At 52.0% G+C, this 17,908-nt stretch carries 14 protein-coding genes; 4 read left to right on the forward strand and 10 right to left on the reverse strand.

The window, feature by feature from the left end; genetic code table 11:
- Positions 1–132: 132 nt before the first annotated feature.
- Complete coding sequence (locus A6301_RS18515) at positions 133–1,029, forward strand: LysR family transcriptional regulator (protein ID WP_234258456.1); 897 nt, start codon at positions 133–135, stop codon at positions 1,027–1,029.
- 144 nt (positions 1,030–1,173) lie between these two features.
- Here the strand turns inward: A6301_RS18515 and yidA are convergent, their stop codons facing one another.
- The 5 genes from yidA to A6301_RS18540 form a co-directional block, all read right to left on the reverse strand.
- Entirely contained in the window at positions 1,174–1,989 is an 816-nt protein-coding gene (yidA, locus tag A6301_RS18520) for a sugar-phosphatase (RefSeq protein ID WP_234258457.1), read from the reverse strand.
- A gap of 520 nt (positions 1,990–2,509) precedes the next feature.
- Positions 2,510–3,952 carry a 6-phospho-beta-glucosidase gene (locus A6301_RS18525; RefSeq protein ID WP_234258458.1) on the reverse strand — a complete coding sequence of 481 codons (1,443 nt, stop codon included), beginning with the start codon at positions 3,950–3,952 and terminating at the stop codon, positions 2,510–2,512.
- Between the two features lie 15 nt (positions 3,953–3,967).
- A complete protein-coding gene (locus A6301_RS18530; protein WP_234258496.1) occupies positions 3,968–4,300 on the reverse strand; it encodes a PTS lactose/cellobiose transporter subunit IIA in 333 nt (110 codons plus the stop codon).
- Positions 4,290–5,603: a PTS sugar transporter subunit IIC gene (locus A6301_RS18535; protein WP_234258459.1), complete on the reverse strand. Its 1,314-nt coding sequence runs from the start codon at positions 5,601–5,603 to the stop codon at positions 4,290–4,292. Before A6301_RS18535 ends, A6301_RS18530 begins: the two co-directional genes overlap by 11 nt.
- 16 nt (positions 5,604–5,619) lie before the next feature.
- Positions 5,620–5,925: a PTS sugar transporter subunit IIB gene (locus A6301_RS18540; protein ID WP_234258460.1), complete on the reverse strand. Its 306-nt coding sequence runs from the start codon at positions 5,923–5,925 to the stop codon at positions 5,620–5,622.
- A 214-nt stretch (positions 5,926–6,139) separates the two neighbouring features.
- Here A6301_RS18540 and A6301_RS18545 point away from each other — a divergent pair, with 214 nt between their 5' ends.
- Together A6301_RS18545 and A6301_RS18550 are read left to right on the forward strand one after the other, a co-directional pair.
- Positions 6,140–7,153 (forward strand): LacI family DNA-binding transcriptional regulator, encoded by a 1,014-nt coding sequence (locus tag A6301_RS18545; RefSeq protein WP_234258461.1) that lies wholly within the window; start codon positions 6,140–6,142, stop codon positions 7,151–7,153.
- A 307-nt stretch (positions 7,154–7,460) separates the two neighbouring features.
- Positions 7,461–9,464, forward strand: coding sequence for a methyl-accepting chemotaxis protein (locus tag A6301_RS18550; RefSeq protein WP_370642257.1), 2,004 nt, complete (start codon positions 7,461–7,463; stop codon positions 9,462–9,464).
- 52 nt (positions 9,465–9,516) lie between these two features.
- On the opposite strand, the gene A6301_RS18555 is transcribed toward A6301_RS18550, so the two are convergent.
- A complete protein-coding gene (locus A6301_RS18555) occupies positions 9,517–9,885 on the reverse strand; it encodes a GFA family protein (RefSeq protein WP_107168575.1) in 369 nt (122 codons plus the stop codon).
- A 155-nt stretch (positions 9,886–10,040) separates the two neighbouring features.
- Here A6301_RS18555 and A6301_RS18560 point away from each other — a divergent pair, with 155 nt between their 5' ends.
- On the forward strand, positions 10,041–11,231 hold the full coding sequence (locus A6301_RS18560) for an MFS transporter (RefSeq protein WP_107168574.1): 1,191 nt from the start codon (positions 10,041–10,043) through the stop codon (positions 11,229–11,231).
- A gap of 117 nt (positions 11,232–11,348) precedes the next feature.
- Here A6301_RS18560 and gyrB read toward each other — a convergent pair whose 3' ends face one another.
- The 4 genes from gyrB to dnaA are packed head-to-tail and all read right to left on the reverse strand — an operon-like array spanning position 11,349 to position 17,422.
- Positions 11,349–13,766: a DNA topoisomerase (ATP-hydrolyzing) subunit B gene (gyrB, locus tag A6301_RS18565; RefSeq protein WP_107168573.1), complete on the reverse strand. Its 2,418-nt coding sequence runs from the start codon at positions 13,764–13,766 to the stop codon at positions 11,349–11,351.
- Positions 13,767–13,784: 18 nt separating this feature from the next.
- On the reverse strand, positions 13,785–14,870 hold the full coding sequence (recF, locus tag A6301_RS18570; RefSeq protein ID WP_234258462.1) for a DNA replication/repair protein RecF: 1,086 nt from the start codon (positions 14,868–14,870) through the stop codon (positions 13,785–13,787).
- A gap of 49 nt (positions 14,871–14,919) precedes the next feature.
- Complete coding sequence (dnaN, locus tag A6301_RS18575) at positions 14,920–16,020, reverse strand: DNA polymerase III subunit beta (RefSeq protein ID WP_005976672.1); 1,101 nt, start codon at positions 16,018–16,020, stop codon at positions 14,920–14,922.
- Between the two features lie 4 nt (positions 16,021–16,024).
- Positions 16,025–17,422: a chromosomal replication initiator protein DnaA gene (gene dnaA, locus A6301_RS18580; protein WP_107168571.1), complete on the reverse strand. Its 1,398-nt coding sequence runs from the start codon at positions 17,420–17,422 to the stop codon at positions 16,025–16,027.
- Positions 17,423–17,908: the final 486 nt, after the last annotated feature.

Consider the following 17,908-nt stretch of genomic DNA (forward strand, 5'->3'; position numbering starts at 1 on the left):
TCTATTCCATGATTGAGTACTAATGAAGTGTATTAAATCTTATGATTGTGAGTCTATGCGTCAGATTGGATAATGAAAAATTGCATTTTGTGTTAAATTGATAACTAAATGTTATGTTTTAAGGTGACTAGCATGCGTATCAATCCCCGTCAGGTTGAAGCCTTCCATAAAGTCATCCTCACCGGAGGCATCACCGCCGCCGCCAACATGATGTACATCACCCAGCCAGCCGTCAGCCGACTCATTAAGGACTTTGAAGACGCACTGAATCTGAAGCTGTTTGATAGAGACGGACGCGGCCTGATCCCACGCGCCGAGGCAATGAAGCTGTATCGGGAAGTTGAACGGCTTTATTTGGGGTTGGATCACATCGGGCTGATTGCCGATGAAATTCGCCACGCTAAAGGCAGCGTCCTGCGCATCGCCGCCGTTCAGGCACTCTCGTTTCTTTGTTCAGACCAGGTTCTCCCTACTTTACTCAAGAAATACCCCGATCTTTCTCTGTTTTTAGACATCGAAAGCAGCAGCCGTATTACGGACGCGATTGCTGAAAATCACTATGACGTCGGCTTTATTTTTGGCCAACCGGGTATCAAAGGGCTGGAAGCTGAACCACTGGCGGACGCCAGTGCTGTCGCGGTGTTAGCGGTGGATCACCCGCTTGCCACGGTGGATGAAATTACACTCGCCGATCTAGCCGGCACGCGCGCTATTTTGCCCGGCAGAACCACGCCGCTGCGGGCGCAGATTGATATCTCCGCCAGAAAAGAGCAAATCTATCTGCACAACCCTATCGAAACTTCGATGGTTAGCTGCTGCGTGCTGGCATCAAGAAATGTCGGCATCGGCGTGGTGGATTTTATTACCGCGCTGAACAGCCCGTCGCCCGTTATCGTTAAGCCTTTCAACCCTGATATAAAAATGGCGTATTGCGCGGTATATCCCCCGCAAATTCCTCGCAGCCAGGTAGTTAATCACATTACTCAGGTGATGAAAGAAAAACTCGCAGCGAGTTTGGCGTTGAAATAATATCGACCAAAGTCTTTATTTTTATTAATGTATTTATTGAATAATGACTACTGGGGAATAGATTTATTTAAAATAGATAGTATGATTATTATTTTAAATAATAATAGCCATCAATGATGGCTATTTTGCATTATATTTTTCTCATCAGGCATTAAGAACGAATTTCTCAATCGCGTAAGCGACACCATCTTCCATGTTAGTTTTGGTGACGAATTGGCTGGCTTCTTTCACTTCATCGATGGCGTTCCCCATCGCGACGCCGATGCCCGCATAGCGAATCATTGCCAGATCGTTCTGCTGATCGCCCAGCGTCATGACGCTTTCGCGTGGAATGCCGAGGTGCTCCGCCAGCATTTTCACGCCTTCGCCTTTGTTCACCCGCTTATCCAAAATTTCCAGATAATATTCGGCGCTCTTCATGATGGTGTAGCGTTCAAAGGCTTCCGCTGGCAGTTGGCTAATGGCACGGTCTAATAGCTCTGGCTCATCAATCATCATCACTTTCGGGAACGTCAGGCTACGATCCATTTCTTCTACCGCGCGATACTTCAGCGGCATCCCGGTCAGGTGAGATTCGTGAATGGTGTAAGGGCTGATGTCTTTATTGGCGGTATAGACGAAATTGAAGTCCAGCGCATGGAAATGGACGCCCAATTTGCAGGCTAGCGCTTCGAAATAGAGATAATCGTCGAAGCTCAATGCGGTTTGTGCCACACAGTCGCCATTGACCGTACGCTGCACCAGCGCACCGTTGTTGGTGATGCAGTAACAGCCTTCCTGCTGTAAATCTAACTCCATCAGGTAGCGTTCGACGCCGATGTAGGGGCGACCGGTAGCCAACACGACCTGCACACCTTTCTCTCTGGCAGCGGCAATCGCGGCTTTTACCGCAGGTGAAATTTGATTTTGGGGCGTCAGCAACGTCCCGTCCATATCAATAGCGATCAGTTTTACAGACATAGTTTTTCCAGCATCAAGTTATCTGTTTTCATGCTAACGCGATTCAGCGATGAAGTCGTTAGTGAAATACGGCAGGGTGACAGGCGTATTACAGTACAAAACGCCCCCTATTCCTGAAGGCTACCTCTGCAAACGCGGAGCCATTTCGTGCGCCACAATGCCATCCTTCCCATGCGACTTTATAGCTCGCGCCCGACATAGGGGGCTCAAGCGCCAGCCCCCTATGAACCCGGCTGCACGCTAAATTATGTCGCTACGCGATACCTTCGTCGGCATCAGGCTTAACGGACCGCTTGCGACACGCTCCCGACGTGGCGCAAGCTTGAGCCGCGTCCATGCGGCTCATCCTAAACCTGCTATCTCCTCAGCATAATTTCTTACGCTGGGGATAACGGCAACCCCGCTTGCACACTACATTCTTTGTGTATAAGAGCTCATCTTGGGGAAGATGATTAACACAGACAAGAAAAAGCCGTGCGGTTAAGCACGGCTCTGCGACTAGCGTTTCCTATAATCGCCGTTATAGCTCAGCACCGTTGCTGGAGATCACTTTCTTATACCAATCAAAGCTCTTTTTCTTCGAGCGATTGAACGTGCCAGTACCATCATCATGCTTATCCACGTAGATGAAACCGTAACGTTTACTGTACTGACCGGTGGTGAACGACACACAGTCGATGCAGCCCCATGGGGTATAACCCATCAGTTCCACACCGTCTTCCACGACGGCTTTCTTCATCTGATCGATATGCGCTTTGAGGTACTCGATACGGTAATCGTCATTAATGCTACCGTCGGCTTCCACCTTATCTACCGCACCAAAGCCGTTTTCGACGATGAACATCGGTTTCTGATAACGCTCGTAGAAACTGTTCAGCGTATAGCGCAGGCCGACCGGGTCGATCTGCCAGCCCCACTCCGATGCTTTCACATGCGGGTTTTTCACGCCGCCGTCAAAACCAGCAATCGCGTCTTCCGTTTTCCGACCTTTCGCCGCCAGCTGCACTGCGTTACTCATGTAATAGCTGAAACCAAGATAATCCGTACAGCCATCGCGCAGTGTCTGTTCATCTTCCGGCTGCATATCAATCTGATAGCCTTTACGCGCCCACTCTTTCAGGATGTAAGACGGATAATAACCGCGCAGCTGTACGTCACCGAACAGGTGGCGCTCACGCATCGCTTCCTGTGCAAACATCACGTCATCCGGGTGGCATGACCACGGGTAGAGTGGCACCAGCGCCAGCATGCAGCCAATTTTGAAATTCGGGTTAATCTCATGACCCAGCTTCACCACTTTCGCACTGGCGACAAACTGGTGGTGCAGCGTTTGGTACATCGCCTGCTCCGGCTTATCGTGATCGGTAAAAATCACACCGGAACAGCAGTAGCCAAATAGCGGATACTGCCAGTTACGCTGGTTGTTGATCTCATTGAAGGTCATCCAGTATTTCACTTTGGACTGATAACGCTTCATGACTACTTCGCTGTAGCGCACAAAAAAATCCACCACTTTACGGTTCAGCCAGCCACCGTATTGCTTAACCAGATGATGCGGCATTTCAAAGTGAGACAGCGTAATCACTGGCTCAATGTTGTACTTCAGCAGTTCATCGAACAGGTCGTCATAGAATTGCAGACCCGCTTCATTCGGCTCCAGTTCATCGCCATTGGGGAAAATACGCGTCCAGGCAATCGAAGTACGGAAGCATTTGAAACCCATCTCGGCGAACAGGGCGATATCCTGCTTATAGTGTGAATAGAATTCCACTGCCTGATGGTTTGGATAACTGACACCAGGCTGTACGCCATCGGTAATCACACGATCAACGCCGTGCGCCCCACCGGACAGAACATCGCAAATGCTGGCACCTTTGCCACCTTGATCCCAACCACCTTCAACTTGATGCGCCGCTACCGCGCCGCCCCACAGAAAGTCTTTCGGTAATTGTTGAGCAGACATCTTATTTCCTTTTCGTTAGTTCAGATTTACATATTGTTTCAGGGTGGAGATTTCACGATGCAGTTGAATCAGCTCCTCCACCAGTTCACGGCATAGCATCGCGTTCATCAGATGATCTTGCGCGTGAACCAGAATCAGGTTGACCGGGATTTTTCCGCTGCCCTCATCGGCACCAATCAAAGCCGTCTGGATTTGATGCGCTTTGCGCGCCGCTACGGAAGCCGTGTTCAGCAATTCCTCAGCCTTGTCCCAGTCGTATTTTCTGGCGGCGCTCAACGCTTCCATCGAGCTGGATCGCGCCTCTCCCGCATAGATAATCAGTTCCATCACTGTCGTTTCATCGAGCATCACTCACGGCCTCCTCTGCTGTACCCACTTCCTGTGCGATCAGTTGGCGTTCATACATTTTGAAGAAGGGGTAATAAATTAAGGACGACACGATAATCAGTACCCCCACCAGCACCACCGCACGCCAGTCCCACCCCGTAGACCAGGCTGCGCCAATCGGGCCCGGCGTTGTCCAGGGTGCAAGAGAAATCACGCGATGCACCAAATCGGTTTTTAACGCGATATAGGCGATTGTGGCGTTCACCAACGGTGCCGTAATAAACGGGATAAACAGCAGCGGATTCATTACGACGGGTGAACCAAAAATCACCGGCTCGTTGATGTTGAACATACTCGGCACCACGGCCAGCTTGCCGATAGAACGCAGGTGGGCAGAGCGGCTGCGCAGATAGAGAAAGACCAGCCCCATGGTCGCGCCCGATCCGCCCACCGTAATAAAGAACTGCCAGAAGGGTTCAATAAAGATTTTGGTGATCGGTGCGCCCGCGTTAAACGCTTCCTGATTGATCCCTAAGTTGGTCAGCCAGAACGCCTGCAAAATGCCGCCGACGATAACCGCGCCGTGAATCCCGGCAAACCACAGCAGGTGGCAGAGCAGCACCGCGATCAGGATGGCGGGGAGCGAGTCGGATGCCGAGATGATCGGCGCAAAGACGGCCATGATCGCCTGCGGCAACAGCATGCCGAACTGGCTCTGCATAAACAGACTAAGTGGGAAAAGCGTCAGGAAGATGGCAAGGATTGGGATCAACAGATCGAAAGACTGGCGAATTTTCGGCGGCACTTGTTCAGGCAGACTAATACCAATATTGCGCTTCTGCAAAAAATGCATCAACTCCGTCGAATAGATCGCCACGATAATCGCGGTGAAAATCCCCTCGCCGCCCAGCGACCCAACTGGCAGGCTTTTATCGATTTGCGGAGCGGCCACCACCATAAACGACATTAGCGACAGACTCGCCGCCATAAAACCGTTCATTTTATAGCTCTGCGCCAGGTTATAAGCGATGGCGCTGGTGATATACACCGCCATAATGCCCATCGTCATATTGTAAGGCATCATGATTTGTTCGCTGTGGCGTTCCACCATCCCCAGCCACCACTGCGCAAAAGCCCATTCACTATTCGGGCTAAAAGGCGGGTGGGCGAATAACATCATAAAAGAACCGACAATTAAAAAGGGCATGGATGCAATGAATCCATCCTTAATTGCCACAACATGGCGCTGGCTGGAGAGCTTTGCCGCAATCGGGCTAATACGATTTTCGATAACGCTGAATAATGACTCGCTTAATTTACTCATTATTCCTCCCGCTATGCTATGCAATCATCGCCAAGGCATCGTTGAGGACTTTTTCCCCATTCATCATGCCGTAATCAACCATATTAATGACCGCGACTGGCTTCTCTTTTTCATCGGCTATCGCCTTGAATTCAGGCAATTTATATTTGATTTGCGGCCCCAAAAGACAACAATCATATTCATCAATCAATTCATTAAACTCTTCAAAACCCACGGCTTTTATCTCAACAGCGATCGCTTTTTGCTCGGCGACCTTTTCCATTCGCTGTACCAGCATGCTGGTAGACATTCCTGCTGCGCAACAGAGTAAAATCTTATTCATACTGCACCTCACCGTCCGTTTTTTTATTATTCAAGCAAGACATAAAATAATATGCAACCGGTTTCATATTGTTTTTACTATTTTTTGAAGGCGATCATAAATAGCGCAACCGAGGCATATTTTTATCCCTATACTCTCTATTGGTGATAAAAAAGAGGAAATATCCCTATAATGTCGAGATAGGGCGGTGCAAAAAGGAGAACGGGAAAGTACGATGGTAACCATGCTCGATGTAGCGAAAAAAGCCGGTGTATCCAAGGCAACCGTATCACGCGTGCTGACTGGGAATAACTATGTCAGTAAAACCACGCGAGATCGGGTATTCCAGGCCATTGAAGAGATTGGTTATCGGCCCAACCTACTGGCTCGACAGCTCGCCACGAGCAAATCGCAAATTATTGGTTTGGTCGTAACCAATACGCTGTACAGCGGCCCCTATTTCAGCGAATTATTGTTCCAAACGGCAACCATGACGGAAAAATATGGTCGTCAACTCATCATGGCAGATGGCAAACACAGCGCGGAAGAAGAGCAAGAAGCGATCCAGTTCCTGCTCGATTTACGCTGCGATGCCGTCATTATCTATCCGCGCTTTCTTTCTATCGACGCGTTGGAAAATATTATCAAACAGCATGAACAGCCGATCATGGTCGTGAACCGCACGCTGCATCAACACAGTGATAACGGTATCTGCACCGATCACCAGCAACACAGTCATGATGCTGTCAATTACCTCATCACAGAGGGTCACCGTGATATCGCGTTTATCTGTGGATCGTCAAACTCCCCCACCGGCACAAGCAGGCTGGCAGGCTATCGACAGGCGTTAGTGGACAACGAGATTCCCTATAATGACAGGCTGATTGCATCAGGTGATTGGACCCATGACAGCGGCTATGCGGCAGCAAAAGCCCTGCTTCAAAGAGCGGTCTCCTTCAGTGCGCTGGTTGCCAGCAATGACGACATGGCGATTGGCGCGGCAAAAGCGCTGCGTGAACACGGCTTTGCGATTCCACAGGATGTCTCGCTGCTGGGATTCGATGATTTACCGATGGCATCATGGTTCTACCCCCCCCTCACTACCGTGCACGTGCCCGTCGCCGAGATGATCAACTACACCCTTGAGAAACTGCTGTGTCGGCTAGAGGGGGAAACCGTCATGCCAGCTCCTGCCTTCAAAGGCACATTAATCATCCGCGATTCCGTTAGCAAAGGTCCTGCGGCCTGATCCCCCACTTATGCGTGTGGTGTAATCATCTTCCGCCGCTTTATGACGTTTTCGTGAACCCCCTAAAGAGATGTGGTTTCTCGCCGATAATTTAATTGTGATTTGCATCACAAAAAAATGACGAATCACGCAAGGGAATGACCATAAAACAGACAGGAAGACAATCAATTGATTTTTTTATGAAAAAAGCACCTATGTACTCTAAATAATTCGGGTTGCAGGACAAAACGTTAGCATTTTGAACGATGCACATGCAGCTTGAAGTATGACGGGTATCAGCGCTTATATCTCAGGGGATATTACGCATATGTCTACAACACGGTTACCAGTTCGCCACAGCAATCTACCGATTCACTCTTCACCGACCGCGCCACAAAAAAAGCTCAGCACACGTACGCTGATGTTACTCGCTGGCGTCACCACTATCGCACTCGGTTTTATTCTCACTATCGGCCTGTTAATCTGGCAATCCGGCCAGCAGCAAAAATCCATCGCCCAGCAGTATCTTGAGCAAACCGCATATACCAATAGCTACCTCATTCAGCAAAAGCTGGATGTCGCACTCCATGCGGCGCGTAACCTGGTGCAAAGCGTGGTCAGCCTGCAAGAAGCGGGTAACGCCGATCGGAAAACCGCAGAAACACTGCTGAAAAATGCGTTGAAGAGTCACCCCGATTTCCTTTCCATGTCGCTGGCATGGGAGCCAGATGCGTTTGACGGCAAAGATCGGGAGTACGTCGGTCAGCCCGATCAAGACCCGCAAGGTCGCTTTGTTCGTTATGTTGACCGCGATACCGTAGGCAACGTTACTCTGCATAATCTGGTAGACTATGAAACACCGGGCAGCGGCGATTACTATTTGCTGCCGAAGAAGCGCCAGAAAGAAGTGATTCTGGAACCATACAGCTACCCTTACAACGGCGTTGATGTCCTGCTGACCTCCATTGCCGTGCCCATCATCATCAACAATAAGTTTTACGGCTCCGTCACCGCCGATTTCTCACTGGATACGCTGCAACAGCTCACCAACCGCATAAAACCCTATCAAGGCACGGGCTACGCGCAGTTACTGTCCCATACTGGCGCCTATATTTCTCATCCTGAAAAAGCGCGGGTAACCAAAAAAATTGAAAACGATGCGACGCTGCTTGAGCGTGTCACCACCGGTCAGCCTTATCAGATCGAACGTGACAATGCCGTGCTGAACACGCCCGCGTTTACCGTGTATGTACCGGTCAAGATCGGCGATACCGATACGCCCTGGATGCTCGGTCTATCCGCCCCCGTCAATGTGGTGATGGCGGAAACCGCACAGCAGCGCAACATGGCGCTACTGCTTATGGTGCTGAGTATCGTGGTGGTTTCCGGTGTGTTGGGCATCATCTTTAACCGCAAGGTCGCCCGTCCTATCGGTGGCGAACCTGTTCAGGCAGCCCAAATCGCGCTGTCCGTCGCGCAGGGAAATTTAACGCAGACCATCCCCGTACAGCCGAAGGACGACAGCAGTATTTTCTACGCCATGAACGCGATGCAGGCGCAGCTGAGAGATATCGCCGAGCAGTTGATTAACACCAGTGAATCCGTCAGCCATGGTGCGACAGAGATTGCAGCAGGCAACATCGATCTGGCTTCTCGTACCGAGCAGCAGGCCGCGGCGCTGGAAGAAACCGCCGCCAGCATGGAACAGATTACGGCAACGGTGAAACAGAATGCGGATAACGCCCATAATGCAACAACACTGGCGCAGAATGCCGCGCACATCGCTCAGAAAGGCGACAAGATAGTCGGTCAGGTTGTCCACATCATGAGTGAGATCGACGACAGTTCGAAGAAGATTGCCGACATTACCAGCATCATCAGCAGCATCGCATTCCAGACCAATATTCTGGCACTCAACGCGGCGGTAGAAGCCGCCAGAGCAGGTGAACAAGGGCGCGGTTTCGCAGTCGTTGCCAACGAGGTACGTAATCTCGCGCAGCGCAGCGCCAGCGCCGTAAAAGATATCACCGCACTCATTACGGAATCCGCCAGCCGTGTCGACAGCGGCGTCACGCTGGTTCAGAGTGCAGGCTCAACCATGCAGGACATGCTGCATGCCATCACCTCGGTAAAAGACATCATGGATGAGATCGTCTCCGCATCAGATGAACAATCGCGTGGTATCAGTCAGGTCACGCAGGCCGTTCACGAGATGGACGGTGTTACCCAGCAAAACGCCGCGCTGGTGCAGGAAGCGACTGCTGCCGCCGCGTCGCTGGAAGAGCAGGCCAGACAGCTCGCGCAAACCGTGCTGGTATTCAAGCTCTCGTAATCAACGTATTTCACAACCGATAGTCCCTCACAGGCTGGCAACAGCCTGTGAGTTATTCCCAACGTGGACAGCAATCCTCGAACGAATGTGACGTTGGCTTCAGCTCTGGGCTGTTTTTCTCATCAAAATTCCCAATCGTCAGTGCAATGGTCGGTTCATCATCAATCGCCCCCAGCGTACTGCCGCAGCGTGGGCAAAAAGCCCGACTGGAGTAATCAGACGAACGATAACGTGCGGGCTCGCCGCCTTCACCAACCCACTCAACCGCCGCTTTGGGGAACTCAACCCACAGCAGCGTTGGCGCACCGGAGTGTTGCTGGCAATGAGTACAAGAGCAGGCATGGGGATTGCCCGGCTCACCCGTGGCCCGGAAACGAATCTGGCCACATAAACATCCCCCCAAGTATGATTTCATCGTCATTCCACGCACTCCCTATCCTGCCAGTATCAATATTCGCCATAGATGATATAAGTAATATGTTAACCTTATGATCCATTTACCAGGGAGTGACGCCCTGTTCCTGCGCCGGCTCTCACGATAATAAAATCTACAGACCTGTAAGCTGCAAAAACAACATGAAACTCATAAAACTACCGTTACTGGCGCAAATTTCGTCCGCTCATCTGGTGAGTCACCTCCATATGATGGTGCTGCCTGCACTCATTCCGTTGCTATCAACTCAACGCGATATCAGCTTTGTTGAACTCGGGTTTGCACTCAGCGTATTCAACATAGTCTCCGCCTGCGTGCAGACGCCAATTGGTTTTATGGTAGACCGCATCGGCGCACGTCGCACGTTAACCGCAGGTTTAGCACTCGGAAGCCTCTGTTTTCTTTCGCTAGGATTTTCAGAAAGCTACACCTGGTTAGTCGCCGCAATGGGGCTCGCAGGGGTGGCGAACGCGGTTTATCATCCGGCAGACTATGCCTTACTGTCGCGCGGAATTGATGAAAAACGCATGGGTCGCGCCTTCTCGGTGCATACGTTCTCCGGCTTTTTGGGCACGGCCATTGCCCCTGGGATTTTGCTGTCCGTTGCCGCCTTTTCTGGCATCAACAGCGCATTCATCGTTTCTGGCGTTATCGGCTTGCTAACGATCCCACTACTTATGACAGACCGTGATGAACCTAGCCGGGTGAAACCTGCGGCGGCCACGAGCGCTCAACCGGGCAAGTTGCGCGCACCGGTTTTCACGTTGCCGATTTTAGCGCTGCTAATTTTGTTCCTGCTGCTGAATTTGAGTACGGGATCGATCCAGAACTTCTCGGTTACGGCGTTAGTCACAGGCTACGATTTGTCGCTTTCACAGGCTAACGTGGCGCTTACCGCATTCCTGTTCGCCAGCGCCTTTGGCGTATTGGCTGGCGGCTCACTAGCAGATAAAACCAAACGCCATGGGCTGGTGGCGACGGCGGCGTTGGCTCTCACCGCCGTGCTGGTCAGTATCGTTGCTATGTATTCCTTGCCTACCATCGCGCTAGTGCCGTTGCTGGCTGCTGCGGGTTTCCTCTCCGGGATGATCGCTCCGTCTCGGGATATGCTGGTGCGCGCTGCCTCACCACCGGGAGCGGAAGGACGGGTGTTTGGTATTGTATCCACCGGCTTTAATCTGGGCGGGGCCGCAGGGCCAGTGCTGTTCGGCTGGATGCTGGACCACGGTCACCCTCACGCGATTTTCTGGTCTGCCGTTATTTTTATGCTGATCACCGCGTTCATCACGCTGCTACAGGAAATGCGCAGCGCCAAACGCCGGGCATTAGCCTGATAAAGCGTTTTCAACGTCGCTCGCGACGGCCCAAAGGGTGGCGGGCAGGAAGCTCTCCATAAAAAAAGCCAGCTCCGTAGGGAGCTGGCTCAGATAACGATAACACCGTAGACCGAATCAGATATCGATGTTCATCGCTTTCAGCGCGTTCTCTTCGATAAACGCACGACGCGGTTCAACGGCATCCCCCATCAGCGTCGTAAACAGCTCATCAGCAGCAATCGCGTCTTTCACCGTCACGCGCAGCATGCGGCGGCTGGTTGGGTCCATCGTGGTTTCCCATAACTGATCTGGGTTCATTTCACCCAGACCTTTATAACGCTGCACGCTCAAACCACGGCGGGACTCTTTCACCAGCCATTCCAGCGCCTGTTCAAAGCTGGCCACTGGCTGACGACGCTCGCCACGTTCGATGTACGCATCTTCTTCAATCAAGCCACGCAGTTTTTCGCCCAGTTGATTCAGCTTGCGATATTCGCTACCTGCAACGAAGCCTGCGCCCAGCGGGTAATCGGTATCCACACCGTGCGTACGCACGCGCAGCGCCGGTTCAAATACGCCACGCTCTTCATCGTGGTGAATCACAAAGCTGTATGTGCTGCCGTGCAATTCGTTGGCGTTCAAGCCACTAACCAGTGATTCCGCCCACGCCTGTACTTTCTCGCGCTCACCTAAATCCGCTTCGGACAGCGTAGGCTGATAGATCAGACGATTCAGCAACGCACGCGGGAAGCGACGCTCCATACGGCCAATCATCTTCTGTACGGCGTAATGTTCAGAAACCAGTTTCTCCAGCGGTTCACCCGCCAGCGCAGGAGCCTGTGCATTGGTGTGCAGCGTCGCGCCGTCTAGCGCCAGTGCGATCTGGTACTGGTCCATCGCTTCATCATCTTTGATGTACTGTTCCTGCTTGCCTTTTTTCACCTTGTACAGCGGCGGCTGCGCAATATACACGTGACCACGCTCAACGATTTCAGGCAGTTGACGATAGAAGAAGGTCAACAACAGGGTACGGATGTGCGAACCATCGACGTCAGCATCGGTCATGATGATGATGTTGTGATAGCGCAGTTTGTCTGGGTTGTACTCATCACGGCCAATGCCGCAGCCCAGCGCAGTGATCAGCGTCGCCACTTCCTGCGAAGAAAGCATCTTGTCAAAACGCGCCTTCTCAACGTTCAGGATTTTACCCTTCAGCGGCAGGATCGCCTGGTTCTTACGGTTACGCCCCTGCTTGGCAGAACCGCCCGCAGAGTCCCCTTCCACCAGGTACAGTTCAGACAGTGCCGGGTCACGTTCCTGACAGTCCGCCAGTTTGCCCGGCAAACCAGCTAGGTCGAGCGCACCTTTACGACGGGTCATATCGCGTGCTTTACGCGCTGCTTCACGAGCACGTGCGGCATCAATAATTTTACCCACCACGATTTTGGCGTCTGACGGATTCTCCATCAGGTAATCCACCAGCTTTTCGTTCATCAGCGATTCAACCGCGGTTTTCACTTCGGAAGAAACCAGCTTGTCTTTGGTCTGCGAGGAGAACTTCGGATCGGGTACTTTCACGGAAACCACAGCAATCAGTCCTTCGCGCGCATCGTCACCGGTAGCGCTGACTTTGGCTTTCTTGCTGTAGCCTTCTTTATCCATGTAGGTATTCAGCGTACGGGTCATCGCGGCACGGAAACCGGCCAAGTGTGTACCACCGTCACGCTGCGGAATGTTGTTGGTAAAGCAATAAATGTTTTCCTGGAAACCATCGTTCCACTGCAATGCCACTTCCACGCCGATATCATCTTTCACCGTCGAGAAATAAAACACGTTCGGGTGGATTGGGGTTTTGTTACGGTTCAGGTAATCAACGAATGCCTTGATACCGCCATCATAATGGTAGTGATCGGCTTTATCTTTCTCACGCTCATCGATCAGACGAATAGAGACGCCAGAGTTCAGGAACGACAGCTCGCGCAGACGCTTAGCCAGAATTTCATACTCGAATTCCACCACGTTGGTGAACGTTTCGTGGCTCGGCCAGAAACGCACCGTCGTACCCGTTCTGTTGGTTTCACCCGTGACCGCCAGCGGTGCCTGTGCCACGCCGTGTTTATAGGTCTGCTCGTGAAGTTTTCCGTCGCGGTGAATAACCAGTTTCAGTTTTTCCGACAGGGCGTTAACCACGGAAACCCCTACGCCGTGCAGGCCGCCGGAGACTTTATACGAGTTATCATCAAACTTGCCGCCCGCATGCAGCACGGTCATGATGACTTCAGCCGCGGAGATCCCTTCTTCTTCGTGAATGCCGGTCGGAATACCACGGCCATCATCCTGCACCGACACCGAGTTATCGGCATGGATGGTGATGATAATGTCTTTACAATAGCCAGCGAGTGCTTCGTCGATAGCGTTGTCCACAACCTCGAATACCATGTGATGCAGGCCGGTACCGTCGTCCGTATCGCCGATATACATACCTGGGCGTTTACGTACCGCATCCAGCCCTTTCAATACCTTGATACTTGAGGAGTCATAAGAATTCGACATCAACGTTTCTCGCTCATTTTAGTCCTGTGATTGAACCGTTATTTTACCCTGTTCTACGCGGAACATCTTGCCCTTTTCGCCAATCATGTCCTCTATCTGTTCAGCGCTAACCGCACTGACAAACACCTGTGCATGAGTGGCTTTTAACCGTTCTGCCAGCAAACGGCGGCGGGTACTATCCAGTTCGGAAGCAAAATCATCGATCAGATACAGACAGCGCAGTCCATTCTGACGGGTGAGAAATTCACCCTGAGCCAGTCTCAGCGCACACATCAGCAGCTTGAGCTGGCCACGGGACAGCATATCCTCGACCGCCACGCCGCTGGCGCGAATACGGAAATCGGCTTTATGCGGCCCCTGCGCCGTATAACCTAACATACGGTCGCGCTCGAACTGCCGTTCCAGCAGTTCTGCATACTCACTTTCTTTATCCCAGCCACGCTGGAAAGAGAAACCGAGAGAAAATTCAGGCAAAAATTGCGTACAGGTCGCAGCGATATCATTGGCAATCGCCTTAGCGTATTGCGCACGCCACTCGCTGATACGTTCCGCCAGTGGCACCAGTTCCTGATCCCAAGCCCTGAGCTGCCCATAGTGACTCACCTGACGTAGCGCCGCATTTCGCTGGCGCAGCAGGCGTTTCATGTTGCTCCAGGCCGCGAAAAAGCCGGGTTCATTATGGAAGCAGCCCCAGTCGAGAAAGGCGCGCCGAAATTTCGGGCCACCGTTAAGTAAGGTAAACCCTTCAGGTGTGATCAACTGTATTGGCAGCAATTGCGCCAGTTCAGCGACTTTATGACCGTCGCTGCCGTCAATCCGCACCTTGCTATCGCCCTGACGGTTTTTGCTTAACCCGACTGAACGCTCTGTTTCTGTGCCGTCAATCCGACCATGCAGCACAAATTCCGACTGATCGTGACGAATCACGCGCCCCGCCTGAATGCTACGAAACGCCCGCCCGTGCCCTAGCGTATAAATCGCTTCCAGCACGCTGGTTTTACCGCTGCCGTTGGCCCCGACCAAAAAATTAAAGCCGGGAACCAGCGCCAGATCGGCCGCCTCAATATTGCGGAAATCTTTAATGAGAAGACGAGTGAGGGCCATGTTGCAGTTATCTTAATAATGAAAGGGCAAGTAAACTTGCCCGATAATTCTACAACCGCATTGGCATGACGACATAGGCCGCCGCCCGGCTGGCGCTATCTTCGATCTGCACACTGGATACGGAATCGGTCAGTAGCAAACGCACCCCTTCGCACTTCAGCGCATTAAGCACATCCAGTACGTAGCTGACGTTAAAACCAATTTCCATCTCGGTGCCGTCGTACTGCACATCCAGAATCTCTTCCGCTTCTTCCTGCTCTGGGTTGTTAGCGGTAATTTTGAGCTGATTCTGAATCAGATGCAGGCGAACGCCGCGGAATTTTTCATTCGACAAAATCGCTGCACGAGAGAAAGCCTGCTTGAGCAAGTCGCAGCTGGCTTCCAGCGTTTTATCCGGGTTCTTCGGCAACACGCGGCGATAATCAGGGAAACGACCATCTACCAACTTCGACGTGAAAATAAAGTCGCCGACATGCGCGCGAATGTTGTTACTGCCAATTTGCAGTTGCAGCGGCGTATCCCCACCATCCAGCAAGCGCACCAGCTCCATCACGCCTTTACGCGGCACGATCACCGAATGTGACGGTAAAGATTGCCCAACTGGCATCGAACAAACGGCCAAACGGTGGCCATCAGTCGCGACCGTGCGCAGCTCTTCGCCTTCGGTTTCAAACAGCATGCCGTTGAGGTAATAACGCACGTCCTGATGCGCCATCGAAAACTGCGTCGCTTCGATCAACCGCTTCATCGTCGCCTGTGGCAGAGAAAATTCAACCTCGCTCTGCCAGTCGTCCAGATTAGGGAAATCCGCTGCCGGCAGCGTGGACAGCGAGAAACGGCTGCGGCCAGAACGCACCAGCATGCGATCGCCATCCAGCATAATCGTGATTTCCGCGCCTTCCGGCAGACCCCGGCAAATATCAAACAGTTTACGGGCAGGAACGGTCGTGGCACCCGGCTCATGCGGCTGCGTCAGCGCCACTTTCGCCACCATTTCCATTTCCAGATCGGTACCGGTCAACGACAGCGCGCCTTCCGTCACCTGAATCAGCAGATTGCCCAGGATCGGTAAAGTCGGCCGACCGCCCAGCGGGCTGCTGACCTGTTGTAATGGCTTTAACAGACGTTCGCGTTCAACAATAAATTTCATAGTGTTATGAAGATAATGTTCTGATTAAATTGGAAAAATCTTCTTTGATGTCGTGGCTTTCTTCACGCAACTGCTCAATCTTGCGGCAGGCATGCAACACCGTCGTATGATCGCGCCCGCCAAAAGCATCGCCGATTTCCGGCAGGCTGTGATTCGTCAGTTCTTTCGCCAGCGCCATCGCCATCTGGCGCGGACGCGCCACCGAGCGGGAACGACGTTTAGACAGCAGGTCGGCTACTTTGATTTTATAGTATTCCGCCACAGTCTTTTGAATATTGTCGATAGTAACCAGTTTTTCCTGCAACGCCAGCAGATCGCGCAGCGCCTCACGCACAAAATCAATGGTAATCGAGCGGCCAGTAAAATTGGCATTCGCGATAACACGGTTCAGTGCGCCTTCCAGCTCACGCACGTTAGAACGCAGACGTTTGGCAATAAAGAACGCCACTTCACCAGGCAGACGGATGTCGTTTTCATCAGCCTTTTTCATCAGAATCGCCACGCGGGTTTCCAGCTCTGGCGGTTCAATCGCAACCGTTAACCCCCAACCGAAGCGGGATTTCAGGCGGTCTTCCACGCCGTTGATCTCTTTCGGGTAGCGGTCAGACGTCAGAATGATTTGTTGGTTGCCTTCCAGCAGCGCGTTGAAGGTATGAAAGAACTCTTCCTGCGAGCGCTCTTTATTAGCAAAGAATTGAATATCATCGATCAGCAACGCGTCAACAGAGCGATAGTAGCGTTTGAACTCTTCAATCGCATTGTTCTGTAACGCTTTTACCATATCCTGCACGAAACGCTCGGAGTGCATGTAAACCACCTTCGCGTTGGGTTTTCGGGCAATGATGCCGTTCCCCACCGCGTGCAACAGGTGCGTTTTACCCAAGCCCGTGCCGCCATAAAGGAACAGCGGGTTATACGCGCCGCCGGGGTTGTCAGCCACCTGACGTGCCGCTGCGCGTGCTAACTGGTTTGATTTACCTTCAACGAAGTTATCAAACGTATGTTTCGGGTTCACATTGGAACGGTAGGTATGCTCTGCCTGTACCGGCGAGTTATCCCAACTTGGTCGTACCGGTGCCGCGCGTACAGGCTGTTGCCGCGCAACACTGACAGGATTGTGGTGCGACTGCGCTGGCTGGCTTAAGGCCTGAACCAGCGGCTTACTGCCCACTTCAAAACGCAGTAAAGGAGCATCCATCCCGCAAAAATCATTCAACAGGACATTGATATTATTTAGGTATTTATCACGAACCCAATCCAGCACAAAGCGATTGGGGGCGTAGAGCGCCAGAGTGTTATCACTCAGCTCCGCCTGCAACGGGCGTATCCACATACTGAATTCTGTGGCAGGTAACTCATCCTGCAAACGGGCAAGACACTGCTGCCAAAGCGAAAGTGACACGGCGGACTCCACTCGAACAAGAACGATCAAAAAGAAAAGAATAAGACGTTATTTATGTGACTCATGATTTTTTTGGCGCCTGCGTCATTCACGATTGTTTCATACACAATTCAGACAGCAGACACACCACGTAGCGCGGCGGTTTACCCCGACGATCCCGTCAAAAGGATCGCTAACGGAACCGTGGATCATAACCTAATCCGGCAAAGAGATCTTCCCCTTCTGCACAGTTTCGATCCTTTTTATCCACAGGCTATTCTTATCGCGGCTCCCCGTAACACGCCAGAGGGGCGGCTAGCGCACATTTTACTCGCCCTCTATAAAGTACAACCAAGCATACCCTTGGAGACACGATCGTTACGGTGATATCGATCATGATCTTGCGGGACAGATCGTTGGACGATCCTTGCACTTTACAATAGAGTCCGTATAATTCCCTGCCCGCGCGTCTACGCCTTTTCTGTGCTCTGGCAGGCAGAAATTCCA

Origin of the sequence: Pectobacterium sp. IFB5596, assembly GCF_021432585.1 — a bacterium.
Classification (GTDB): Bacteria; Pseudomonadota; Gammaproteobacteria; order Enterobacterales; family Enterobacteriaceae; genus Pectobacterium; species Pectobacterium punjabense.